The 23,313-nt window shown below is 68.4% G+C and carries 19 protein-coding genes, 1 tRNA gene and 1 pseudogene; 13 read left to right on the top strand and 8 right to left on the bottom strand.

Annotation, left to right across the window (positions count from 1 at the left end; translation table 11 throughout):
* Nucleotides 1-65 precede the first annotated feature (65 nt).
* From ACFOMP_RS07960 to ACFOMP_RS07945, 4 genes are all read right to left on the bottom strand, one after another.
* Nucleotides 66-269 carry a hypothetical protein gene (locus tag ACFOMP_RS07960; RefSeq protein WP_379029276.1) on the bottom strand — a complete coding sequence of 68 codons (204 nt, stop codon included), beginning with the start codon at nucleotides 267-269 and terminating at the stop codon, nucleotides 66-68.
* A gap of 214 nt (nucleotides 270-483) precedes the next feature.
* Nucleotides 484-1,266, bottom strand: coding sequence for a metal ABC transporter permease (locus ACFOMP_RS07955; protein ID WP_289895774.1), 783 nt, complete (start codon nucleotides 1,264-1,266; stop codon nucleotides 484-486).
* Between the two features lie 6 nt (nucleotides 1,267-1,272).
* Nucleotides 1,273-2,040 carry an ATP-binding cassette domain-containing protein gene (locus ACFOMP_RS07950; protein WP_289895775.1) on the bottom strand — a complete coding sequence of 256 codons (768 nt, stop codon included), beginning with the start codon at nucleotides 2,038-2,040 and terminating at the stop codon, nucleotides 1,273-1,275.
* Complete coding sequence (locus tag ACFOMP_RS07945; protein ID WP_289895776.1) at nucleotides 2,040-2,534, bottom strand: Fur family transcriptional regulator; 495 nt, start codon at nucleotides 2,532-2,534, stop codon at nucleotides 2,040-2,042. The genes ACFOMP_RS07950 and ACFOMP_RS07945 overlap by 1 nt, the downstream gene beginning before the upstream one ends.
* An 80-nt stretch (nucleotides 2,535-2,614) precedes the next feature.
* Here ACFOMP_RS07945 and ACFOMP_RS07940 point away from each other — a divergent pair, with 80 nt between their 5' ends.
* The gene (locus tag ACFOMP_RS07940; RefSeq protein WP_379029271.1) at nucleotides 2,615-3,553 is read left to right on the top strand and encodes a zinc ABC transporter substrate-binding protein; all 939 of its coding nucleotides are present in this window, start codon (nucleotides 2,615-2,617) and stop codon (nucleotides 3,551-3,553) included.
* Nucleotides 3,554-3,744: 191 nt separating this feature from the next.
* The gene (hemP, locus tag ACFOMP_RS07935) at nucleotides 3,745-3,921 is read left to right on the top strand and encodes a hemin uptake protein HemP (RefSeq protein ID WP_289895778.1); all 177 of its coding nucleotides are present in this window, start codon (nucleotides 3,745-3,747) and stop codon (nucleotides 3,919-3,921) included.
* A gap of 135 nt (nucleotides 3,922-4,056) precedes the next feature.
* Here hemP and ACFOMP_RS07930 read toward each other — a convergent pair whose 3' ends face one another.
* Nucleotides 4,057-5,502 (bottom strand): pseudouridine synthase, encoded by a 1,446-nt coding sequence (locus tag ACFOMP_RS07930; RefSeq protein ID WP_379029268.1) that lies wholly within the window; start codon nucleotides 5,500-5,502, stop codon nucleotides 4,057-4,059.
* A gap of 108 nt (nucleotides 5,503-5,610) precedes the next feature.
* Between ACFOMP_RS07930 and ACFOMP_RS07925 the strand changes: the two genes are divergently transcribed.
* From ACFOMP_RS07925 to ACFOMP_RS07875, 11 genes are all read left to right on the top strand, one after another.
* Complete coding sequence (locus ACFOMP_RS07925) at nucleotides 5,611-6,060, top strand: nucleoside deaminase (protein ID WP_379029265.1); 450 nt, start codon at nucleotides 5,611-5,613, stop codon at nucleotides 6,058-6,060.
* A 95-nt stretch (nucleotides 6,061-6,155) separates the two neighbouring features.
* Nucleotides 6,156-9,590 carry a pyruvate carboxylase gene (locus tag ACFOMP_RS07920; protein WP_379029262.1) on the top strand — a complete coding sequence of 1,145 codons (3,435 nt, stop codon included), beginning with the start codon at nucleotides 6,156-6,158 and terminating at the stop codon, nucleotides 9,588-9,590.
* A 190-nt stretch (nucleotides 9,591-9,780) separates the two neighbouring features.
* Nucleotides 9,781-10,593, top strand: coding sequence for a glycosyl hydrolase (locus ACFOMP_RS07915; RefSeq protein WP_289895781.1), 813 nt, complete (start codon nucleotides 9,781-9,783; stop codon nucleotides 10,591-10,593).
* A gap of 351 nt (nucleotides 10,594-10,944) precedes the next feature.
* Nucleotides 10,945-12,726: a polysaccharide pyruvyl transferase family protein gene (locus tag ACFOMP_RS07910; RefSeq protein ID WP_379029259.1), complete on the top strand. Its 1,782-nt coding sequence runs from the start codon at nucleotides 10,945-10,947 to the stop codon at nucleotides 12,724-12,726.
* 12 nt (nucleotides 12,727-12,738) lie between these two features.
* Complete coding sequence (locus tag ACFOMP_RS07905) at nucleotides 12,739-14,124, top strand: hypothetical protein (protein ID WP_379029256.1); 1,386 nt, start codon at nucleotides 12,739-12,741, stop codon at nucleotides 14,122-14,124.
* Complete coding sequence (locus tag ACFOMP_RS07900; protein ID WP_289895784.1) at nucleotides 14,124-14,804, top strand: ABC transporter ATP-binding protein; 681 nt, start codon at nucleotides 14,124-14,126, stop codon at nucleotides 14,802-14,804. Before ACFOMP_RS07905 ends, ACFOMP_RS07900 begins: the two co-directional genes overlap by 1 nt.
* 3 nt (nucleotides 14,805-14,807) lie before the next feature.
* Nucleotides 14,808-15,608: an ABC transporter permease gene (locus tag ACFOMP_RS07895; RefSeq protein ID WP_019352681.1), complete on the top strand. Its 801-nt coding sequence runs from the start codon at nucleotides 14,808-14,810 to the stop codon at nucleotides 15,606-15,608.
* Nucleotides 15,609-15,849: 241 nt separating this feature from the next.
* The gene (locus ACFOMP_RS07890; RefSeq protein WP_379029251.1) at nucleotides 15,850-17,826 is read left to right on the top strand and encodes a polysaccharide pyruvyl transferase family protein; all 1,977 of its coding nucleotides are present in this window, start codon (nucleotides 15,850-15,852) and stop codon (nucleotides 17,824-17,826) included.
* A gap of 34 nt (nucleotides 17,827-17,860) precedes the next feature.
* Complete coding sequence (locus ACFOMP_RS07885; protein ID WP_379029248.1) at nucleotides 17,861-18,676, top strand: O-methyltransferase; 816 nt, start codon at nucleotides 17,861-17,863, stop codon at nucleotides 18,674-18,676.
* Nucleotides 18,677-18,770: 94 nt separating this feature from the next.
* The gene (locus ACFOMP_RS07880) at nucleotides 18,771-20,426 is read left to right on the top strand and encodes an FAD-dependent oxidoreductase (protein ID WP_379029245.1); all 1,656 of its coding nucleotides are present in this window, start codon (nucleotides 18,771-18,773) and stop codon (nucleotides 20,424-20,426) included.
* 4 nt (nucleotides 20,427-20,430) lie between these two features.
* Nucleotides 20,431-21,513 carry a hypothetical protein gene (locus ACFOMP_RS07875; protein WP_289895789.1) on the top strand — a complete coding sequence of 361 codons (1,083 nt, stop codon included), beginning with the start codon at nucleotides 20,431-20,433 and terminating at the stop codon, nucleotides 21,511-21,513.
* Nucleotides 21,514-21,541: 28 nt separating this feature from the next.
* Here ACFOMP_RS07875 and ACFOMP_RS07870 read toward each other — a convergent pair whose 3' ends face one another.
* The 3 genes and pseudogenes from ACFOMP_RS07870 to ACFOMP_RS07860 form a co-directional block, all read right to left on the bottom strand.
* Nucleotides 21,542-22,735, bottom strand: a complete 1,194-nt coding sequence (locus tag ACFOMP_RS07870; protein WP_379029242.1) for a hypothetical protein — start codon at nucleotides 22,733-22,735, stop codon at nucleotides 21,542-21,544.
* A gap of 244 nt (nucleotides 22,736-22,979) precedes the next feature.
* Nucleotides 22,980-23,064, bottom strand: a tRNA-Leu gene (locus tag ACFOMP_RS07865).
* A gap of 72 nt (nucleotides 23,065-23,136) precedes the next feature.
* Nucleotides 23,137-23,313, bottom strand: a pseudogene (locus ACFOMP_RS07860) (bifunctional ADP-dependent NAD(P)H-hydrate dehydratase/NAD(P)H-hydrate epimerase); the annotation flags it as partial.

Raw genomic sequence — 23,313 nt, 5'->3', positions numbered from 1 at the left:
AAAAAGGGGCCGACCCAAGGTCAGCCCCTTTGAGAACCTTGCGGAACCGAAGTCCCGCTCAGTTATCAGCTGTCGTCGTCGTCCGAAGCGACGGCGGCGATGACGCCCAGCAGCAGCAGGGCCGGAACGACGAGGCCAGCGTTCGACGAAGCGGGCTTCTCGTCGACGACGACCGGCTCGACTTCCACGACGGGGGCAACGTAGCCGCCGGCGAGAGCCGACGAAGCCGTCAGGCCGAGGGCCAGGGCGAAGGTAGCGAATTTGGTCATGATCATGCTCCGTTCAGTACTTTGAAGGCTGCCGTTTCCAGCAACATCGCTGAGACAGTCGCATAAACCCAAGGACTTGGAAAGCGGTCTTGATCGGGGAATCATGCGCGTCACAGGCAACTGTTGCATAATAGCCAACACCTTACGAGTTCGGCGAGATACCGCCGCCGAACCGGCCGAAACCTGCCGGTTCCCTGCCCCTGGATTCTGCGGGCTATTTCCGGCAAACCACCAGACTGAAAGCATAAATCACCGCTGAAACCGCGACGATCGACGGGCCTGCGGGCGTGTCCAGCCACAGGCTGGCCCCCAGCCCGCCCAGGACCGCGATCGCCCCGATGGCGGTGGCGGAACCGGCCATCTGCTCGGGCGTTGCTGCGAATCCCCGTGCGGCCGCAGCCGGCACGATCAGCATGGCCGAGATCAGCAGCGCGCCGACGATGCGAATCGCGATGGCCACCACCAGCGCCAGCGCCAGGGACAGGATCAGCCGCTCGCGCGCCGGATCGATTCCCGCCGCCATCGCCAGTTCCTCGTTCACCGAGGCCGTCACCAGCCGCTGCCAGCGCCAGACCAGCAGGCCAAGGACCAGCAGCGCGCCGCCCCAGATCCAGGCCAGGTCGGCCCGCGTCACCGCCAGGATGTCGCCGAACAGGAAGGCGTCCAGCCCGGTGCGCAGCGAGGGCACGAAGCTGACCCCCACCAGGCCCAGCGCCAGCGCGCTATGCGCCAACACCCCCAGCACCGTGTCCATCGACTGGCCGCGTGCGGTCAGCTGCGCCACGATCAGCGCCATGGCAACCGCCACCCCCAGCGTGCCCAGATAGATCGGCAGCGAGAAGGCGAAGCTCAGCGCCACGCCGAGAATCGCCGCATGCGCGGTCGAATCGCCGAAATAGGCCATGCGGCGCCAGACCACGAAGGAGCCGAGCGCCCCCGTCGCCAGCACAAGGCCAAGCCCCGCCAGCACGGCTCGGGTCAGAAAATCGTCAAGCATGGGGCCTCAATGCGTATGGGCGCAGGCCGGGCCATGCAGGTGGCCCTCTGCGACATGGTCGTGGTCGTGATCGTGGTGATGCTGGTAAAGCGCCAGCGTGCCCTGCGATTCCGCGCCGAACATGGCGCGATAGGCCGGGGCGGCGCTGACCGCCTGCGGCGTGCCCTCGCAGCAGACATGGCCGTTCAGGCACACCACCCGGTCCGAGGCGCGCATGACCACCAGCAGGTCGTGGCTGACCATCAGCACGGCGGCGCCGGTCTCGGCCCGCACCTCCTCGATCAGCTTGTAGAAGGCGACGATGCCCGGCTGGTCCAGGCCCTGGGTCGGCTCGTCCAGCACCAGAAGCTGCGGATCGCCCAGCAGCGCCCGGGCCAGCAGCACGCGCTGGAACTGTCCGCCGGAAAGCTGGGTGATCTGCCGCGATTCCAGCCCCTGCACCCCGGTCCGCGCCAGCGCGGCGGCGGCCTGGGCGTCGCCGACCCGGTGCGGCAGCGACAGGAAGCGGCGCACGGTCATCGGCATGGCGCGCTCGACATGCACGCGCTGCGGAACATAGCCGATGCGCAGGCCCGGCGCCCGTTCGACCCGGCCCGAGGACAGCGCCACATGGCCCAGCAGCGCCCGCACCAGCGTCGACTTGCCCGAGCCGTTCGGGCCGACCACGGTGACGATCTCGGCCGGGCGGATGTGGAAATCGACCCGGTTCAGCACCGGCAGGTCGGCCCCGGCATGGCTGACCGACAGATCGGCGGCGCGGATCAGGTCGACCATCAGAGCCCCGCTTCGGTGCAGCGGGCGCAGAGGCCCAGCAGTTCCACCGTCGAGCGCTCGATGCGGAAACCCCCGGCGCCGGCAAGGCCCTGAAGCGCGGCGCGCAATTCCGGCCCGTCGGCTTCGGCCACCTGCTCGCAGCCGCGGCAGATCAGGAAGGCGGGGGAATGGTCGCGCTCGGCCGACAGGCAGGCGGCATAGGCGTTCAGCCGCTGCACGCGATGGGCAAGTCCCTGTTCGACAAGGAAATCCAGCGCGCGATAGGCGACGGGCGGCTGCTTGCCGAACCCCTCGGCCGACAGCCGTTCCAGCACCTCATAGGCGCCCATGGCGCGATGCGATTCCAGCAGGATCTCCAGCGCGCGGCGCCGCACCGGGGTCAGGCGCACGCCCTCGGCCTTGGCCTGCTCCTCGGCGCGGCGCAGCACGGCGGCGGCGCAATGCGCGTGGTCGTGCTCGTGAAAGGGATCGGCCGGGGCGGGATCGGTGGGCATGATGTTATACCATTACAATTCTGCTTGACGAGTTACGATATAACATAAATAACTCTCGCGTTTCCGCAAGTGAGCCTGACATGATCCGATATCCCTCTCTGCTTCTCGCCGCCGCGCTTGGCGCCACCGCCCTGCCCGCCCGGGCCGAGGTGCCGCGCGTCGTGACCGACATTCCCGCCATCGGCTCGCTCGTCCAGCAGGTGATGGGCGATCTGGGCGCCCCCGAGGTGCTGCTGGAGGCGGGCGGCGACCCGCATCACTATCAGCTGCGCCCCAGCCAGGCCCGCAGCCTGCAGGATGCCGAGCTGCTGATCTGGGTCGGGCCGGCGCTGACGCCCTGGCTGGAACGCGGCGCCTCGGCGCTGCCCAAGGGCAGCCGATCGCTGACCCTGCTCGACCGGCCCGAGACGCATCGCCGCGACTATGACGGCGGGAACGGCCACGACCATAGCGGGGCGCATGACCATGCCGGGGACGGGCACGACCACCCGCATTCCGGCACCGATCCGCATGCCTGGCTGGACCCCGCCAACGGCCAGGCCTGGCTGCAGGCCATCGCCGCCGCGCTGTCCGAGCGCGACCCGGACCATGCAGCCGCCTATGCCGCCAATGCCGAAAAGGCGGCGGCGGAGATCGCGGCGCTGGATGGCGAGCTCAAGGCCGGCCTCGGCCCGGCGCAGGGCAAGCGCTTCGTGGTCTTCCATGACGCCTATGGCTATTTCACCGGCCATTACGGGCTGGAGCCGGCCATCCCGGTCAGCCTGGGCGATGCCTCGACCCCTTCGGCCGCGCGGCTCAGGGCGATTCGCGAGGAAATCGCCGAGCAGGGCGCGGTCTGCGCCTTCCCCGAGGCGAATCACGACCCCAAGCTGATCGCCGCCGTGACCGAGGGCAGCCCGGTCCGCCAGGGCGCGCCGCTGGATCCCGAGGGCCGCGGCAGCCAGTCCGGCGCGGCGCTTTACGGGGTGATCCTGCGCGGCATGGCCCAGACCCTGACCGACTGTCTGGGACAGGGCTAGCACCGGAATCGCATTGGCAGATCGCGACCAGCAGCCGGGGGACGGATCAGGCGGGCGACGCAGAGTCGCCCGCTTTTTCGGTTTCGAAATCAACTTCCTAACCGGCGCGGCAATTCCCGACTATTTTTCTTTGACATCCCTTAGGAAATTTGTCAGGTTACGATCACCGCGACAGAAACGAGGAACTGGACATGACCGCGACCCGCCCCGCCGAATTCACGCGTCCCGGCGTGACCGCCCTGCAGCGCCTTCCCGAATATCATGCGGAAATGCTGACCGCTGGCGGCAATCAGGCGCTGATCGTCCTGGGCGATCAGGTCTACAACCTGCGCATCACCCGCGCCGGCAAACTTATCCTGACCAAGTGAACAGCAAAGGGGCGGCCCGGCCAGCCGCATGAGGCCGGCGCCCTTGGCGCGACGCTGCCGCGCCGGCAGATCGCCGTGATCGCCGCTCTTTGCAAAGCGGCGCAGGCAGCCTGACCTTATCCCCAAAAGGCGCGATCAGCCGCGCCGCGGGCCTTTCCCCTCCGGTCGCGGGCCTTTTCCGGGCGCGCGCCCGGTTCTGGGGGCACCGGGTTTCGAGCCGGGTTTCGGGCCGGGCCTGCCGGGCTTGAAGGGCCGGTCGGGCTTGCCCTCGCCCCGCGGCTTGAAGCCACCCTCGGGCCTGTCGCCGCGCGGCTTGAAACCGCGCTCGCCCTCGGCCTTCACGCCGCCTTTGAAAGCCGGCTTGCCGCCGCGCTGCGGCCGATCGCCGTCGCGCCGCGCCTCGTCGCGCGGTCCCTTGCCGAAGGGCTTGCGGGCCCCGTCGCGGGCCGGCTTGCCATCGCCTTCCGCACGGCGGGCAAAGGGCTTGCGCTCGCCGTCCTCGCGCTTGGCAAAGGGCTTGCGGTCGCCATCCTCGCGCCGGGCAAAAGGCTTGCGGTCGCCCTCCGCCCGCTTGGCGAAGGGTTTGCGCTCGCCGTCCTCGCGCCGGGCGAAGGGCTTGCGCTCGCCGTCCTCGCGACGCGCGAAAGGCTTCCGGTCGCCCTCCTCACGGCGGGCAAAGGGGCGGCGCTCGCCGTCCTCGCGCGGCGCGAAGGGCCTGCGGCCGGCCTCGGCGCAGGGCTTGCGCGGACGCTCGCCCTCCTCCGCATGGGCGGCGCCGCGTTCGCGGAAGCTGCGCGGCTTTTCCTCGGCCTCGCCGGTCAACAGCCCGCCCATTTGGTCGCGCAGCACCTTGCGCTTGACCTCGCGCACCTCGTTCTCCTCCAGCCCGGTCAGCTTGAACGGGCCGTAGCCGATGCGGATCAGCCGGTTCACGATCAGCCCGACATGGGACATGGCGCGGCGGATCTCGCGGTTGCGGCCCTCGCGGATGCCGACGGTCAGCCAGGCATTGGCACCCTGCTGGCTGTCGAGATTGATCTCCATCGGCGCGAATTCCTCGCCCTCGATGGTGACGCCGCGGCGCAGCGGCGCGAAGGTCAGGTCATTGGGCTGGCCGTTCACCCGCACGCGATACCGGCGCAGCCAGCCGGTGGTCGGCAGCTCCAGCCGGCGCTTCAGCTCGCCGTCATTGGTCAGCAGCAGCAGCCCTTCGGAATTCAGGTCCAGCCGGCCGACGGTCATCACCCGCGGCAGGTCGCGCGGCAGAGCGTCGAACACCGTCTGCCGCCCCTTCTCGTCCGAGGCCGAGGTCACCAGCCCCACCGGCTTGTAATAAAGCCACAGCCGCGTCTCCTGCGGCTCGTCCAGCGGCTTGCCGTCGACGCGGATCTTGTCCTGCGGGGTCACGTCCAGCGCCGGGCTGTCGATCTTCTGGCCGTTCACCGACACCCGGCCTTCCAGGATCATGCGCTCGGCCTCGCGGCGCGAGGCGACGCCGGCGCGGGCCATCACCTTGGCGATGCGGTCGGTCTGCGGATTGGGGACGGATTCGGGGCGGTCTTCGGGACGGTCTTCGGTCATGGCGATCTCCTGCGCATCGCTGCGGTGGCAAAGCGGGCTCTCTACGCCCAACGCATGAAGATGGAAAGCAGTTCTTGCGCGACGGTCGCCGCCGCGCGAAAAGCGCGCATGGATTTCGCCTCGCACATGCCCGCAGCGCTTGATGAGGACCGTGCCGCCGCCCGGCGCGGCGAGGTGCCGGTCGGCGCCGTGCTGGTGGGGGCCGACGGCGCGGTGCTGGACCGCGCCGGCAACCGCACGCGCGAGATGCGCGACCCCACCGCCCATGCCGAGATCCTGGCGATCCGCGCCGCCTGCGCCGCCATCGGCTCGGAACGGCTGCCGGGCGCGCGGCTCTGGGTGACGCTGGAGCCCTGCCCGATGTGCGCCGCCGCCATCTCGGCCGCGCGCATCGCGCTGCTTTATTACGGCGCCGAGGATCCCCGCATGGGCGGCGTGCGCCATGGCGCGCGGGTCTTCGACCATCCGCAATGCCACCACCGGCCAGAGATCATCGACGGCATTTCGGCAGAAGAATCGCGCCGCCTGCTGCAAGAATTCTTTCGCCAACGCCGCTGAAATGAGAAACCCCGTGTCACGAAAGCGTCGCGAAGGGTGCTTGCGCTGCACCGCAGCATGGATAGGATGCCCGCCGGGCGAACATGGGGGGACGGATGTTCCATAAGATTCTAGTAGCGAACCGTGGCGAGATTGCGATCCGGGTGATGCGGGCGGCAAACGAGCTTGGGAAGAAGACGGTCGCGGTCTATGCCGAGGAAGACAAGCTGAGCCTGCACCGCTTCAAGGCGGACGAGGCTTACCGCATCGGCGGCGGCCTGGGGCCGGTGGCGGCCTATCTGTCGATCCCCGAGATCATCCGCGTCGCGAAGGAATCCGGCGCCGATGCCATCCATCCGGGCTATGGGCTTCTGTCCGAGAACCCCGATTTCGTCGATGCCTGCAAGGCGGCGGGGATCACCTTCATCGGGCCGAGCGCCGACACCATGCGGGCGCTCGGCGACAAGGCCAGCGCCCGCCGCGTCGCCATCGGCGCCGGCGTGCCGGTCATTCCGGCCACCGAGGTCTTGGGCGAGGACATGGAGGCGATCAAGGCCGAGGCCGCGACCATCGGCTATCCGCTGATGCTGAAAGCCAGCTGGGGCGGCGGCGGGCGCGGCATGCGGCCGATCATGGGCCCCGAGGAGCTGCCCGAGAAGGTGCGCGAGGGCCGGCGCGAGGCCGAGGCCGCCTTCGGCAACGGCGAGGGCTACCTGGAAAAGATGATCCTGCGCGCCCGCCATGTCGAGGTGCAGCTTCTGGGCGACGGCCATGGCGGGCTTTACCATCTTTATGAACGCGACTGCACCGTGCAGCGCCGCAACCAGAAGGTGGTCGAGCGCGCCCCGGCGCCCTATCTGACCCCCGAGCAGCGCGCCGAGGTCTGCGAGCTGGCGCTGAGGATCGGCCGCGCCGTCGGCTACCAGAACGCCGGCACCGTCGAGTTCCTGATGGATATGGACAGCCAGGCGTTCTACTTCATCGAGGTGAACCCGCGCGTCCAGGTCGAGCATACCGTGACCGAGGAGGTCACCGGCATCGACATCGTGCAGAGCCAGATCCTGATCGCCGAGGGCGCGACGCTGGCGCAGGCCACCGGCGTCGCCAGCCAGCAGGACGTGCACCTGAACGGCCATGCCCTGCAATGCCGGGTCACGACCGAGGATCCGCTGAACAACTTCATCCCGGATTACGGCCGCATCACCGCCTATCGCTCGGCCACCGGCAACGGCATTCGCCTCGACGGCGGCACCGCCTATTCCGGCGGCGTCATCACCCGCTATTACGATTCTCTGCTGGTCAAGGTCACCGCCCATGCCCAGACGCCCGAGAAGGCCATCGCGCGCATGGACCGGGCGCTGCGCGAGTTCCGGGTGCGCGGCGTGGCGACGAATATCGAATTCGTCATCAACCTGCTGAAACACCCGACCTTCCTCGACGACACCTATACGACCAAGTTCATCGACACCACGCCGGACCTGTTCGCGTTCCGCAAGCGCCGCGACCGGGCGACGAAACTGCTGGTCTATATCGCCGACATCACCGTGAACGGCCATCCCGAGACCGCCGGCCGGCCGCTGCCGCCGGCCGAGGCGCGCATTCCCGTGCCGCCCGTGGCCAAGGCCGAACCGGCGCCGGGCACAAGGCAGCTTCTGGAGGAACGGGGGGCGAAAGCCGTCGCCGACTGGATGCTGGATCAGAAGCGGCTCTTGATCACCGACACCTCGATGCGCGACGGCCACCAGTCGCTGCTGGCCACGCGCATGCGCTCGATCGACATGATCCGGGTGGCGCCGGCCTATGCCGCGAACCTGCCCGGCCTGTTCTCGGTCGAATGCTGGGGCGGCGCGACTTTCGACGTCGCCTATCGCTTCCTGCAGGAATGCCCCTGGCAGCGGCTGCGCGACATCCGGGCGCGGATGCCGAACCTGATGACGCAGATGCTGCTGCGGGCCAGCAACGGCGTCGGCTATACCAACTATCCCGACAACGTGGTGCAGGAATTCGTCCGCCAGGCGGCCAAGACCGGCGTGGACGTGTTCCGGGTCTTCGACAGCCTGAACTGGGTCGAGAACATGCGCGTCGCCATGGATGCGGTGATCGAGAGCGGCAAGATCTGCGAGGGCACGATCTGCTATACCGGCGACCTGCTGGACCCGGCCCGGTCGAAATACGACCTGCAATACTACCTGAAGATGGGTCGCGAGCTGCGCGACGCCGGGGCGCATGTGCTGGGGCTCAAGGACATGGCGGGGCTTCTGAAGCCCGCCTCGGCCGGGGTTCTCGTGCGGGCGCTGAAGGAAGAAATCGGCCTGCCGGTGCATTTCCACACCCATGACACCGGCGGCATCGCCGGCGCCTCGATCCTGGCCGCGGCCGAGGCCGGGGTGGATGCGGTGGATTGCGCCATGGACGCGTTTTCCGGCAATACCTCGCAGCCCTGCCTGGGCTCGGTGGTCGAGGCGCTGCGCCATACCGGGCGCGACACCGGCCTGGATATCGAGGCGATCCGCCGGATCTCGAACTACTGGGAGGCGGTGCGCGAACAATATGCCGCCTTCGAGAGCGGCCTGCAGGCCCCGGCCTCGGAGGTCTGGCTGCACGAGATGCCGGGGGGCCAGTTCACCAACCTCAAGGCCCAGGCCCGCAGCCTTGGCCTGGAAGAGCGCTGGCACGAGGTCGCCCATGCCTATGCCGAGGTGAACCGGATGTTCGGCGACATCGTCAAGGTCACGCCCAGCTCGAAGGTGGTGGGCGACATGGCGCTGATGATGGTGGCGCAGGGGCTGACGCGGGCGCAGGTCGAGGATCCGGCGGTCGAGGTCTCCTTCCCCGATTCGGTCGTCGACATGATGAAGGGCAATCTGGGCCAACCGCCCGGGGGCTGGCCCGCCGCCCTGCAGAAGAAGGTGCTGAAGGGCGAGCCTGCCCTGACCGCCCGTCCCGGCGCCGCCATGCCGCCGGTCGACCTCGAGGCCACCCGCGCCGACCTGATCCGCCAGCTGGAAGGCAAGGCGGTCGATGACGAGGATCTGAACGGCTATCTGATGTATCCCAAGGTCTTTTTGGACTACATGGGCCGGCACCGGCAATACGGCCCGGTGCGGACGCTGCCGACGCGGAGCTTCTTCTACGGCATGGAGCCGGGCGAGGAGATCGAGGCCGAGATCGACCCCGGCAAGACGCTGGAGATCCGGCTGCAGACCGTGGGCGAGACCGACGAGACCGGCGAGGTCAAGGTGTTCTTCGAGCTGAACGGCCAGCCGCGGGTGATCCGGGTGCCGAACCGGCTGGTGAAGTCGCAGACCGCCGCCCGTCCCAAGGCCGACCCGGCGAACGAGGGCCATCTGGGTGCGCCGATGCCCGGCGTCGTCGCCTCGGTCGCCGTCACGCAGGGCCAGAAGGTCAATCCCGGCGACCTGCTGCTGACCATCGAGGCGATGAAGATGGAAACCGGCATCCATGCCGACCGCGCCGGGGTGGTGAAAGCCCTGCACGTCAGGGCGGGAGAGCAGATCGACGCGAAAGACCTGATGGTCGAGCTGGAGTGACACCCTCGCGGCCCGCTGGAAACGGCGGGCCGCTGCGCCGGCGAAAGCCGGCCCGTTCCCCGGCCCGGTGTGAGAGGATATCCGCCGGTTTGGCGAAGCGGCCGCCTTCCTCTCAATCCGCGGTTGACCGCCGGGGCGCCATTGCCGAAGTCATGGGGCCGATGATGCCACAGGTCAGCGGTTCAGGACAGTGCAGCACAGATTTCCCCTTTCCCGTCGCGCGCTGCTGAAGATCGGCGCCGCCGCGGCGCTGAGCCTCGCCGCGGCGCCGGCCGGGGCCGCCTTCCGCCCCGCCGGCAAGAAAGGCTTTTGCGGTCCCGCCCACGCCTGGCGCCCCGATCTGGGCTGCGACTGGTATTACAACTGGAGCCTGTCGCCGCATCCCGACATCGACATTCCCTTCGCGCCGATGGTCTGGGGCTGGAACCCCAAACGCACGCCGCAGCGGCTGCGGCTGCTCGACCGCCGCGCGCCGATCCTGTTCGGCTTCAACGAGCCCGACGGCCGCAACCAGGCGAACCTGTCGGTGCCCGAGGCGCTGGACGCATGGCCGAAATTCCAGGACCGGGCGGACGAGATCGTCTCGCCCTCCTGCGTGAATTCGCGCGGCCGCTGGATGACCAATTTCATGCTGCAGGCCGAACGCCGCAGGCTGAAGATCGATTCCATCGGCTTCCATTCCTATTCGGCGCCGAACCTGGAACAGGTGGTCGAGCGGCTGGAGGATACCTGGCGGCTTTACGGCCGGCCGATCTGGGTGACCGAGATCGGCGTGGCCGACTGGCGCTCGGCCCAGGGGCGCAAGCGCAACCGTTACGGGGTCGAGGAAAGCCTGCGCTTCATGACCGACATCCTCGCCTATATGGACCGCACGCCGTGGATTCGGGGCTATTGCTGGTTCTCGGGCGGCACGTTCGGCGACGGCCGCAGCCTGTCCACCTCGGCGTTTTTCGACGGTTCGGGGCGGCCGTCGCCGGTTTTCCGGCTTTACGCCGGGCATTGACCCGGCCTTTTTCCGGGTGGCGGCCCGCCGCTCGCGCAGGTTCCCGCCTATGGCCGGAAAGCCCCGGCGGCGACGCATCGGGCCCGCAAAAACCGGGCTCTGCCATACTGCCCGCCGGGCAAGGACAAGCCCCGCCATCGGCGGGATGCCGATTCTTTAAGCGGCGTATCGACCGCATCCGCCCGATCCTGCCCACGGTCGCCACCCCCGGTTGCGCCAACTGAACGCGACGGTTTAGCAAGGCTGCCGACTGTGTGACGGTCGGCTGCAGCCCTTTTGTCCTTGCCTGACGGGCACCAAGAACAAGAACGAGATCAGATCATGGCTTTCGGTGGGCCGCTTCCAGAAGATGTGCTTTTCTGCTCATTCCACACTCCGGACGACTATTACGCGCAATCCGCCCGGAACCTGCGCCAGTCGCTGGACCGGCTGGGCCTGGCGCATGAGATCGTCGAGGTCGACAAGGCCCCGGGCGAGGAATGGCTGGAGATCTGCCGCAGGAAGATCCCCTTCCTGCATGCGGTCTGCGAACGGAACCCGCAGCGCAAGGTGTTCTGGATCGACGTCGATTGCGACATCGACTACCTGCCCGATTTCGTCTCCGGCTTTTCGGCCGACATCATCGGCTTCCAGCGCGGCTTCGGCCATCCGATGCGCATCGGCTATGCCAACAGCGCCCGCTTCTGGGAGCCCTGCTTCTGGGGCATCAACATCACCCCGGCGGCGCGCGGCTATATCCGCGACGCGCGCGAAGCCTGCGACAGCATGCGGCTGCGCGCCACCGACGATTTCTTCTTCGAGGAGGCCTGGCGCAAGAATGCCGACCGGCTGACCTTCCAGATGATCCCCTCCTCGATGCTCTTGGGACGCGCCGACCTGCCCGAGGCCGGGCGCCGGCCGTTCTTCTATTTCGGCTCCAGCGGCAATGTCGCCACCTTCAAGGGACAGGCGGCGCAGCACGACCGCAACCGCCGCGCGGCCGAGCCCCGCGGCACGGCCGGCGCCCGCTCGGCGGCGTTGCGCGCCGCGCGCCGGGTGCAGGGCGCGCTGCCGCAACGCCTCGCCATTCCGCTGCGCCGGCTGTCGGACGAGATCGGGCTGACCGAATATCTCTCGCCCAGCTTGCCGGCGTCGCGCGGGATCTCGCAGCGCAGCATCTACAACCTGGTCCACGACGCCCGCCAGGGCCGGGCCGAGGCGGTGAACGCCCGGATCGAGGAGATCGCCGCGCGCCGGCTGCTGAACCACGCCGACCGCGCGGTGATCGGCGCCGCCAGGGCGCTGCTGGACCATGCCGAGGCCGGGACCGGCGAGGCGCTGCCGCTGCTGTGGTGGGACAAGCCCTATCCCGGCAATTACGGCGACTGGCTGTCGCCGCTGATCGTGCAGCAGGTGACGGGCCGGCCGGTGCGCTTCCAGCGCCATGACGAGATCAAGGCCGGGCCGCATCTGATGGCGGTGGGCTCGATCGGGCGCTTTGCGCAGAAAAGCTCGATCCTGGTCGGCGCCGGCTTCAGCCGCGCCGATGCCGAGATCGCGCCGGACGCCACCTATGTCTCGCTGCGCGGCCCGCATTCGGCCCGGCTGCTGGCCGAGGCCGGCGGCCCCCGCATCGACCGCTTCGGCGATCCGGCGGCGATCCTGCCGCGGCTCATCCCGCTGGCGCGGTCCGGGCGGACCAACGGCCGCCTGGCGCTGATCCGGCATTTCGCGCATCGCAAGATCTCGCTGCGGCTTCCCGAACAGGTGGACGAGCTTTCGGTGCTGGTCTCGCGCCGCCCCGAGATCGAGGCGCTGATCGGCACACTGCTGGGCTATGACGCGGTGCTGACCAGCGCCATGCATGTCTACATCACCTGCCAGGCCTATGGCATCCCGGTCGGGCTGATCACCTTCGAGGGATTCGAGGACGCGGTCAGCGGCGACCAGATGAAATACCGCGACTATGCCGCCGGCGTCGGCCTGCCCGAACGCCTGCCGCAAGCCGTCGGTCCGGACCTGCGCCACCGCGACCTGGCGGCGCTGGTCGAACATGACCGCATCCCCGCCCCGGTGATGGACGCGGTCGAGGCGGCCTTGGCCGAAGCCGTCGCGGCCTATGATTGCGCGGCGCGCAGCGCTGGGAAACAATGATCGGTGGTCTTCGTGAAAGATCTTGAAACGCCGGACCGCAACCCGCCGGTCAAGGAAGGCCAGGCCAGGGAAACCAAGGCCCGGGAAGGCAAGCCCGGAGAGGGTCGGCCCAGCGAAAGTCGGCCCGGCGAAGGTCGGCCCGGGAAAAGCAAGCCGACGCCCGGCAAGCCCGCGCCGGCCAAACCCGCACCGGCCAAACCTGCGCCGGCCAATCCCGCTCCGGCCAAACCCGCCGAGAGCAAGCCCGCCAGCGCCCCGGCCGCCAATCCGCGCGTGCTGCCGCCGGTCGGCCGGGCCGGCTGGACCCGCGTCCACAGCCTGGTGCTGGGCAGCTTCCTGCTGCTGTTCCTGCTGCCGGCGCTGCTGGTCGGCAGCTACATGTTCCTGATCGCGCGCGACCAGTATGTCTCCGAGGTCTCGTTCGTGGTCCGCGACGAGGAAAGCCCGAACCTGGGCCTGCTGGCCGGGATCGGCCTGTCTTCGGTCGGCAATGCCACCACCGATGCGCAGATCGTCTACAAGCACCTGCGCAGCCCGAATTTCGTCGCCCAGCTCGACCGCGAGATCGACCTGCGCGCCATCTATACCAAGCCGCGCATGGACCCGGTCTTTGCCCTGCATGACGGCGCCAGCCTTGAGGAACTGGTGGAATATTGGCGGCGCATGGCGACGATCAGCGTCGATTCCGCCACCGGCATGATCGAGATCGAGGTGCGCGCCTTCACCGCCGAGGACGCCAACCGCATCGCCAGGGGCATCCACAAGGCCGCCGGCCACCTGGTCAACGCCATCTCGGACGAGGCGCGCGAGAATTCGCTGCGCTATGCGCAGCGCGACCTGGCCCAGACCGAGGCGCGGCTGGCCGAGGCCCGGGTGGCGCTGGCGCAGTTCCGCGACCAGTCCAAGCTGATCGACCCGCAATCGGTGCTGAGCATCAATGCCAGCGTCGTCACCAGCCTGTCGCAGGAACTGACCGAGGCGATGATCCAGGTCGAGACGCTGCGCAAGCAGGGCACCGCCGACGTGCGCCTGACCCAGGCCGAGCTGCGGGTGGACGTGCTCAAGCGCCGCATCGAGCAGGAACGGCAGAATTTCGTCGGCGAGGCGCCGGGATCGGAGGATGCCAGCTTCAGCAAGATCCTGGACAGGTACACCAAGCTGCAGCTCGACCTGGAACTGGCCGAGAAAAGCTACAGCCTGGCGCTGTCGGGGGTCGAGGCGGCGCGCGCGAAATCCGAGCAGGACAGCCGCTACCTGGCGACCTTCGTGGAGCCGACCCTGTCGGAAACCGCGACCCGGCCGCGGCGGCTGATGATCACCGTCCTGGCCGTCACCTTCATCTTCATCGGTTGGCTCAGCCTGGTGCTGATCGGCTACAGCAACCGCGACCGCCACTGATGATCCGGCTGGAAAACCTTTCCAAGAGCTTCACGGTCAGCGGACGGACCACCGTCGTCGCGCGCGATCTGAACATGACCTTCCCCGCCGGCCGCAGCGTCGGGCTGCTGGGCCATAACGGCGCCGGCAAGTCGACGCTGCTGCGCATGATCGCCGGGGTGGTGCGCCCCGATCGCGGCCGGGTGGTCACCACCGGCACGGTATCCTGGCCGGTGGGCTTCGCCGGCAGCTTCCACCCGGAACTGACCGGCGCCCAGAACACCCGCTTCATCGCCCGGGTCTACAATGTCGATCCCGAGCAGTTGCTGGCCTTCGTCGCGCATTTCTCGGATCTGGGCCATCACCTGTATCTGCCCTTCGGGCATTATTCCTCGGGGATGCGCTCGCGGCTGGCCTTCGGCGTCTCGATGGGCATCCATTTCGACACCTATCTGGTGGACGAGGTGACCTCGGTCGGGGACGGCAATTTCCGCGACAAGAGCCAGACCTATTTCCGCAACCGGCTGAAGACCAGCGGCGCCATCATGGTGTCGCACTCGATGGGGCTGATCCGCAAGGTCTGCGACGCGGCCGCGGTGCTGCACCAGGGCCGGCTGAGCTATTTCGACGATGTCGAGGAAGCCATCCGCGTGCACGAGGCGAACATGGGCACCAGCGGCGACGAAGAGGACGAGGACTAGCCGATGATGCAAGGCCTGATGCCCCAGTCCCACCCGCTGCGCCGGATGCCCGCCCTGCGGACCATCGGGGCGCTGATCTTCCGCGAGATGTCCACCTCGTACGGCAAGTCGCCGGGGGGCTTCATCTGGACCGTGCTCGAGCCGGTGGGCGGCATCGCGCTGCTGACGGTCATCTTCTCGCTGGCGGTGCGGGTGCCGCCGATCGGCTCCAGCTTCGCGCTGTTCTATGCCTCGGGGCTGCTGCCCTTCATGATGTTCCTCGACATCAGCCGCAAGATCGCGCAATCGCTGTCCTTCTCGAAGCAGCTGCTGTTCTATCCCGGCGTGACCTTCGTCGATGCGATCATCGCCCGCTTCGTCCTGGCCTGCATGATCCACGCGCTGGTCTTCGTCATCGTGGTCAGCGGGATCATCTATTACGACAATATCGAGCTGATCCTGGACCTGCCCAAGGTGGTGCTGGCCTTCCTGATGTCGGCCGGCCTGGCCCTGGGCGTAGGCTGCATGAACTGCTTCCTGATGCGGCGCTTCCCGGTCTGGGCGAATGTCTGGGCGATCATCACCCGACCGCTGTTCCTGCTCTCCTGCATCTTCATCTCGTTCGAGAGCATCCCGATGCCGTTTCGGGACTATCTCTGGTTCAACCCGCTGATCCACATCGTCGGCACCAGCCGCTCGGGTTTCTATTCGACCTACCGGGCCGGCTATGTCGAGCCGCTCTATGTCGCGCTGCTGGCCGCGGTGCTGTTCGGCGCCGGCCTGGCGCTGCTGACGAAATGGCACCGCGACCTGGCGCAAAGATGACCGCCGGCCGATCCCCCGGGGTCCGGCCCCCGCTTCCACCCGGCCGCGACGGTCGGACTTCAGGGCCCCGGATGCCGGGGCCGGAAGGGCCCGCGCCGCGCCGCCGCCTCCTCGGGCGCGCCGGGGCCCTGCCGGAGCGATCCGGCGCTGTTGTGCAACGAGTTTCCGGTTCCGACCGTCCCGCCTTCCCGACCGGCCGCACTTTCCGCGGCGGTCAAGCCTCTTGAAAAGAGCTGCAGCCATGACCGAGACGAATATCCAGACCAATCTCTTTCGCGCGACCCCGGCCCCGCTGTCCATCACCCTGGCCAAGAAGATCCTGCCGGAATCGGTGCTGCGCTATCTGCGGCGCCGGCGCGAGATCCCCAGGCAGCGCATCACCATCGTCAGCTTCTATACCGAGGGCGGCTATTACGAGGAAAAGGCCGACGAGCTGCGCGCCCGCTGCGACGAGCTGGGCATGCTGCACGACATCCAGCCGATCAGCTTCCCCGAAAACGCCAGCTGGAGCGAGATCTGCCGCGCCAAGGTCCGCTTCTACCGCAAGATGCTGCTCAAGCACCGCAGCACCATCATGTGGGTGGATGTCGACACCAGGCTGCTGCGCAACGTCGACAACCTGGCCAGCCGCGCCTATGACCTTGCGGTCTTCATGCGCGGCTTCCGCTTCCTGCCGCAGGAGAACTTCTCGCTTTACGCCCGCCGCTTCCATCCGGGCTACCTGATCCTGAACTACACGCGCGAGACGCTGGAGCTGCTCTATGAATGCAAGCGGGTCGAGCGCGACACCCGCGGCGACTTCACCGACGACTACATCCTGGAGGAAGCGTTCCGCCGCACCACCGCCCGCCCGCGGCTGCTGGTGCTGTCGCCCAACGACATCGCCCGCCCGCAGGACCCGGAAAATCCCGGCGCCTATTTCCTGCATGGCGACAGCGGCAACGTGAAGGAGTTCAAGGGCAAGGTGCTGCAGCACCGGCCCGACATCCTGCGCCCGGAAAGCCAGAAGGCGGTGATCCTGGACCTGATCTCGGACGCCGCCCGCGCCGGCCGGCGCAACCTGGTCTGCGACTATTACCACGCGCTTCTGGCCCGCGACCCCGAGGATTTTGCCAGCTATCACCGGCTGCTGGAGATCTCGGCCAAGTTCCCGGATCCCGAAATTCTGGCCGCCAACCTGAAACGCTATCGCGACAACGAGCACTTGCACCCCTATGCGCTGCGCTTCCGGCTGCTGCAGGCGATCGACGCCAAGGACTGGGCGCAGACCGATGCGCTGGCCGAGGCGATCGCCGCCACCGGCAACGAGGCGGTGATCAGCTTCTCGCGCAGCCGCCTGTTCCGCGCCTCGCTGGACCGACGCGCCGAGGAGCGCGGCATCGCCCCCGGGGAACGGGTGAAGCTGTTCTGGTGGGAACAGCCCTATCCGGGCAATCTGGGCGATATCGTGAACCCCTATATCGTCGAGCATGTGACCGGCATCCCGCCGCAATGGGAGGGGCGCGGCGTCGGCCTTTGCGCCATCGGCTCGGTGATCAAATATGCCCGCGACGGCAGCGATGTCTGGGGCAGCGGCACGCCGAACTCGGGCGACAAGCTGGCGGCCGGCGCGCATTACCACGCCGTGCGCGGGCCGCTGACCCGCGACCTGGTGCTGGCCAATGGCGGCACCTGCCCCGAGATCTATGGCGACCCGGCCTGGCTGCTGCCGGTCCTGTATCCGCGCAAGGCGCCGCCGCGCTGCAAGACCGGGCTGATCCTGCATTTCACCCATGAGGACATGGCGACGCCCGTCGCCCCCGGCATCAAGCGCATCGACATCCGCCGCATCGGCTATGACGAGATCGAGGCCTTTCTGGACGAGATGCTGGACTGCGAGCGCATCATCTCCTCCTCGCTGCACGGGGTGATCATCGCGCAGGCCTATGGCATTCCCGCCTGCCTGGCCACGGTGACCGGCTCCAGTACGCAGATCCACGGTGACGGCATCAAGTTCGACGACTATTATCGCTCCATCGGCCACGAGAAGGCGCCGGAGGCGGTGGATCTTTCCGAGTTGCTGCGCCTCGACGAGGACAGCATCGCGCCGGACCGCTTCCTGTCCGCCCGCAAGCCGATAGACATCGCGGCGCTGCTGGATGCGGCCCCCTTCGCGGCGGCGCCCGCCATCCGGCACGCGGCGCAGGAATGGATGGAAAGCTGGCGCGCCGATGCATGACGACTGGCGCCCGGCCGCGGAACAAAGGCCCGACATGACCCAGCCCGCCGATGCGGAACCCACCCCCGAAGACAACCGCGCACCCGAAGACAACCGTGCGTCCGAAACCAACCGCGCCCCCGAGGCCGCGGCGGAGGGCAGCCGCGTCGCGGTCACCTATCTGCGCGAATCCTCGCCCCGCTGGAACCGCGCGCGGTTTCGCAAGGTGCTCGAGGCCCCGGTCGACCCGGCCGAACTGGCCGAGATCGGCCGCCGCCGCATCGCGCTGCGCCATTACGCGCCGGCGCCGCTGCATCCCAGCTATGCCGGCCAGTATCACGCCGGCGGCGGGGCCGAGGGGCAGGTCACGGCGGACCTGCTTTCGGTCTCGCCGGCCTATGGCGCGGTGCTTTACAATCTTGCGCGCAGCATCGACGCGAAGCTGCTGGTCGAGAACGGCGCCGGCTTCGGCATCTCGTCCATGTATCTCGCCGCCGCCGCCCGCCGGGCCGAAGGCGGCACGCTGCTCTCTTTCGAGATTTCCGACTATGCGCAGATCGCCCAGGCCTCGGTCAATCTGGTCGATCCCGGCTCGCGGGTGGTGCAGGGCGATTTCGCCTGCTTTCCCGGCCATCTGGCCGGGACGGCGGCGATCGACCTGGCCTTCATCGACGCCATGCACGACAAGGACAGCATGCTGCGCGCCTTCAAGTCGCTGATCGGCTGGATGGCGCCGCAATCCATCATCATCGTGGACGACCTCTATTACTCGGAATCCTCGCGCGAGGGTTTCCGCTGCATGATGCGCATGGAGCTGCACGATTTCGTCTGCATCGTGAACAAGCGCTTCGGCGTGCTGATCAAGGGTTGAGCCGGACCGTTCCGCGAAACGCGGTCCTTACCGAAACAGGCGCAGCCGCGCGACTTGGCCGGGACGGTTCCGGAACGGCGGAAGCAGGAAAGACATGAACATTCGCAACATCTTCCGGGGCCAGGGATTTCTGGCAAACAGGGAAGCGGCCGAGTCCGCCCAACCCGTCCCGCCGGCCGCCGCCGCCGCAAGCCAGCCGGCTGCGGTCTCGTCGCGGGGGCCACGGCAGATCGCCGCCGATCTTTGCGTCTACGGCGCCAGCCCGGCCGGGATCATGGCGGCGATCGCCGCGGCCCGCTCGGAGCTGTCCGTGGTTCTGGTCGAGCCGACCGGCCATGTCGGCGGGCTGCTGACCTCGGGGCTGAACGCCACGGACGCGCCGGTGCCCAGCCTGATCAAGGGGCTGGTGCGCGAGTTCTTTTCCCGTTGCAGCGCCCATTACGGCCAGCGCATCATGACCATCCGGCACGAGCCGAAGATCTGCGGCGAGATCTTTCAGGACCTGCTGCGCGAGGCCGGGGTGCGGGTGCTGACGGATTGCCGGCTGGACCGGCTGCGCAAGCTCGGCGGTCGGGTGGTCGAGGCGGAAACCAGCACCGGCCAGCGCATTTCCGCGACCTGGTGGGTGGACGGCACCTATGAGGGCGACCTGATGCCCCTGGCGCAGATCTCGCATGTCGTCGGCCGCGAACCCCGCGACAGCTATGACGAGGTCCGCGGCGGCGTCGGCAAGCCGGGACCGATGTATGGCGGGCTTGCCGCGCCGGTCGATCCGTTCCGCGACGGCAAGCCCCTGCCCTGGCTGGAACCCTATGAGCCACTGCAGCAAGGCGCCGGCGACTGGCGGGTCCAGGCCTATTGCTTTCGGGTCACGCTGACCGGCGATCCGGCCAACATGCGCGAACTGGCGCCGCCGGAAAACTACGACCCGGCGAATTACGAGCTGTTCCGGCGGCTGATCGGCGCCGACCGGACCGGCTCGGGGCTGGTGAACACGGCTCGCAACGATTCGATCCGCAACGGCTATCTGCACATCGCCCAGCTGCCCAACCAGAAGGTGGACCTGAACTCGGGCAACCTGGTCCCGACCAACAACCCGCTGCTGTCGCAGGGCTGGATCGCCGCCTCGGCCGCCGGAAGGGCACACATCCTGCAGGAATTCCGCGACTATACCCAGGGGGTGATCTGGTTCCTGCGCACCGACCCCGCCGTCCCGGCCGAGATCCAGACCATCATGCGCCGCTATTGGTATCCGCTGGACGAATATCGCGACGGCTTCCCGCCGGCGCTTTACGTGCGCGAGGGGCGCAGGCTCTCGGGCGAAAAGGTCGTCACCGTGCACGACCTGATGGACGAGACCGCCGACGAGGAGGGCTCGCTCGGCCAGGGCGCCTATCACCTCGATTGCAAGCCGGCGCGCTGGTATGTCAACGCCCAGGGCACCCGCCCGGTGCGCGAGGGGCAGTTCTTCTCGAAGAAGATCCTGAAGTTCCAGCTGCCGATGGAGCTGATCCTGCCCCGGCGCGAGGAGGCGCGCAACCTGCTGGTGGTCAATGCCGTCTCGGCCAGCCACGTCGCCTTCGGCTCGATCCGCATGGAGCCGATCTGGATGACGCTCGGCGCCAGCGCCGGCGTCGCGGTGGCCCTGGCGCAAAGGACCGGCGGCACGCTGCACGCCCTGTCGCGCCAGAAGATCAGGAACGGCGTCCTGGAAACCGCCGAAAAGCACCATCTTCTGCCGGGAAGGTAAGACCATGCTGGGACAGTTCGCCAGAGTCAGGAAAACCCCCGCCGGCGCGGCCGGCCGCGAGGTGGTGGTGCATATCGGGCTGGAAAAGACCGGCACCACCTCGATCCAGCAGACGCTGAAGGCCAACAGCGCCGGTCTCGCCCGGATCGGCGTGCATTTCGACTGCCATTTCGCCTCCAGCGCGCCGGGTTCCTCGGGCAACAGCGTCGGGCTGGTGCTGGCCGCCCAGACGCCGCAGCGCCGGCGCTGGCGGGACAATTCGCGCTGGCAGGCCCGGACCAGCTTCGGGGACTATGCCTATGAGGGGGGCCTGCCCTTCGATTCGGTGCGCAAGATCGTCTTCTCGGCCGAGCACTTGTCCTCGCAGCTGACCGAGCCCGAGGAGATCGCGCGGCTGGCCGATTTCCTGCGCGGCCTGGGCCAGCGGGTGACGGTGCTGGCCTATGTGCGGCGGCCCGACCAGTTCGTCCACAGCCTGACCAACGAATATGTCAAGGCCGGCGGCACCTTCACCCTGTCCCGGCAGGAAGACATCCTGAAAAGGATCGTGGCCGGCGGCAAGGTCAACTTCGCCCGCACCCTGCTGCATTATGTCGAGGTCTTCGGCCCCGAGAACGTGCTGATCCGGCGTTTCGACCGGGCGCTGCTGCACAAGGGCGACGTGGTGGACGATTTCTTCGCCGCGCTCGGCCTGACCGGCGGGCTGGTCCAGCGGCCGAAGATGGCCAATTCCTCGCAAAGCCGCGAGGCGCTGTATCTGCATTCGCTGCTGACCGACATGGCCCGCAGCGCCGGCGCCTCGGCCGAGATCCGGACGGCGCAGCGCGCCCTGCTCAAACACGGCAAGGGCAGCGCGCATTTCCTGACCCGGGCCGAGGCGCAGACGCTGATGGGGGCGCTGGAGCCCGAGACCCGGGCGCTGGAGCAGGCCATGGGCCTGGCGCTTTACGACCGCGACCTGTCGCAGCTGCCCGAAAGGCGCGAGCCGATCCGGCCCGCCGAACTGCACCGGCTGGCGCAGATCCCCGAGGTGGCGCTGGCGCTGCGCCGGCATCTGCTGGGCGAGGCGGCGCTGGCCGCGGAATGATCCGCCGCCGGCCGCGGCCGCCGCGCCCTCAGACCGGCTCGATCCGCGACAGGATCTCGCGCTCGGTGGCGCGGATCATGCCGCTGTAGCGGGCGTTCTTGAAGCCGAAGATCGTCGAATGCGCATCCTCGCGATGGCCGGCGATGAAGGGCACCGCCGAGACCACCTTCAGCCCCGGCATGGCGTTCATCCATTCGTCGATGGTGTTGGTCCCGGCCCCGCCGGCATCGGGGCTCCAGTCTGCCATCCATTCCAGCGCCGTGCGGTTGTAGACGTTGAACACCATGCCCATCATGTGCGGGGTGTGGATGATGTGGTTGCGGCCCAGGCGCCGGCGCAGGCGGATGTCCGGCTCGCCCTCGATCCGGGTCATGACGCCGTTGAACACGTCCCAGCGGCTGCGGTCCAGATAGCGGTTGATCGCCTTGAAACAGGCCGAGAAATCCGCGGCGAACCAGGCGTCGTCCTCGCAGATGGTCAGCCGCCGGGCGCCGGATTGCAACGCCTTGACGGCGATGGCCTTGTAGCTCCAGGCGCAGCCCTGCCAGGCCGGCAGCAGCCGGATGCCGTTGAACAGCCGGAAGTCCGAGGGATTGGCGCTTTCGAAATGCGCCCGCCGTCCGGTATATTCCGGCAGGCTGATGCAGATGCGGTCGCGGCTGCGGATCGGCGGCGTCAGCGCCAGCAGGTCGGCCAGGTAATCGTCCGGCGCCAGCGCGTCGGCATAGACCAGCCAGCGCCCCACCGCCAGCCGCAGCCCGTGCCGCCGGGTCTGGCCGGGGATCAGCGTGACGTCGCGCAGCGCCGCGCCCAGGGCCTGTACGCGATGCAGCCCGGCCACCGAGGTGACGATCAGCGGGCAGCCCGAGCACAGCCCGGCCCGCGCCTCCTCGTCGCCCGGATGCAGGGCGGCGAAATAATCGTCGTCCAGCACCGCCGCCGCCAGCTTGGGATCGTGGAATTCGGCCGGATGCGGGTTGAAGAAGATCTTGCGCGTCGCCCCGGGCCGCGACACCTGCCCAAGCAGTCCCCGGCGCGCCAGTTCGCGACGAAAGCCCGCCATCAGCCTGCCTTCGCCCAGCAGGACGAAGCCTTGCCGCCCGGCGCCGACCCGCCGCCCCTGCATGAGCCGCCCGTCGCGGCGGTATCTGAGCCGGTTGACGGCCCCGGAAACCCCTTCCTGGGCAAGGATCCTGCAAGCTCTTCCGACGGCGTCCAGCATGTTCTGATCCTGTCGAGACGGCTTTTTTTCCGGAACGGTCCGGCACCCGGATGCGCGATCACGGCGCGGCCGGATCATGGCGGCCGGCAAGCCGCTTCCCATTGGCTACCGCAGAGGCCCGGCGCCGATCAACCCGCGCCCGCCGCCGCGGCCGGGCAAAGGCGAATAGCCGCGCAAGCCGGTGCGGCCGGGCGGCGGAATCGGGCCGGTCCGGCTGATCGGTGGGATCCCGCCTGGGATTGCTTGGTGCGGGTGGAGGGACTTGAACCCCCACGCCTTGCGGCGCCAGAACCTAAATCTGGTGCGTCTGCCAATTTCGCCACACCCGCATCGCGATCCGCGCCGGGCGGCGGATCGGCGCCCCTCTTAGCAAAGCCCTTTCCGGCTTGCGAGCGGAAAGTTCAGCCGCCGAGGCCCCGCAGCGCCGCCGGAATCCGGTCGGGCAGATCCTCGGCGATCAGGCCGGGACCGAAGTGGCGGGCCGCTTCGGCATGCAGCCAGGCGCCGATGGCGGCGGCCGGCAGCGCCGCGAAGCCGCGCGCCAGCAAGCCGGTGACGATGCCCGACAGCACGTCGCC

The organism is Paracoccus simplex (assembly GCF_042648325.1).
Lineage (GTDB): Bacteria > Pseudomonadota > Alphaproteobacteria > Rhodobacterales > Rhodobacteraceae > Paracoccus > Paracoccus simplex.
Note: the sequence above shows the minus strand (reverse complement) of the source record. Positions and strands in the feature narration are given on the sequence as shown.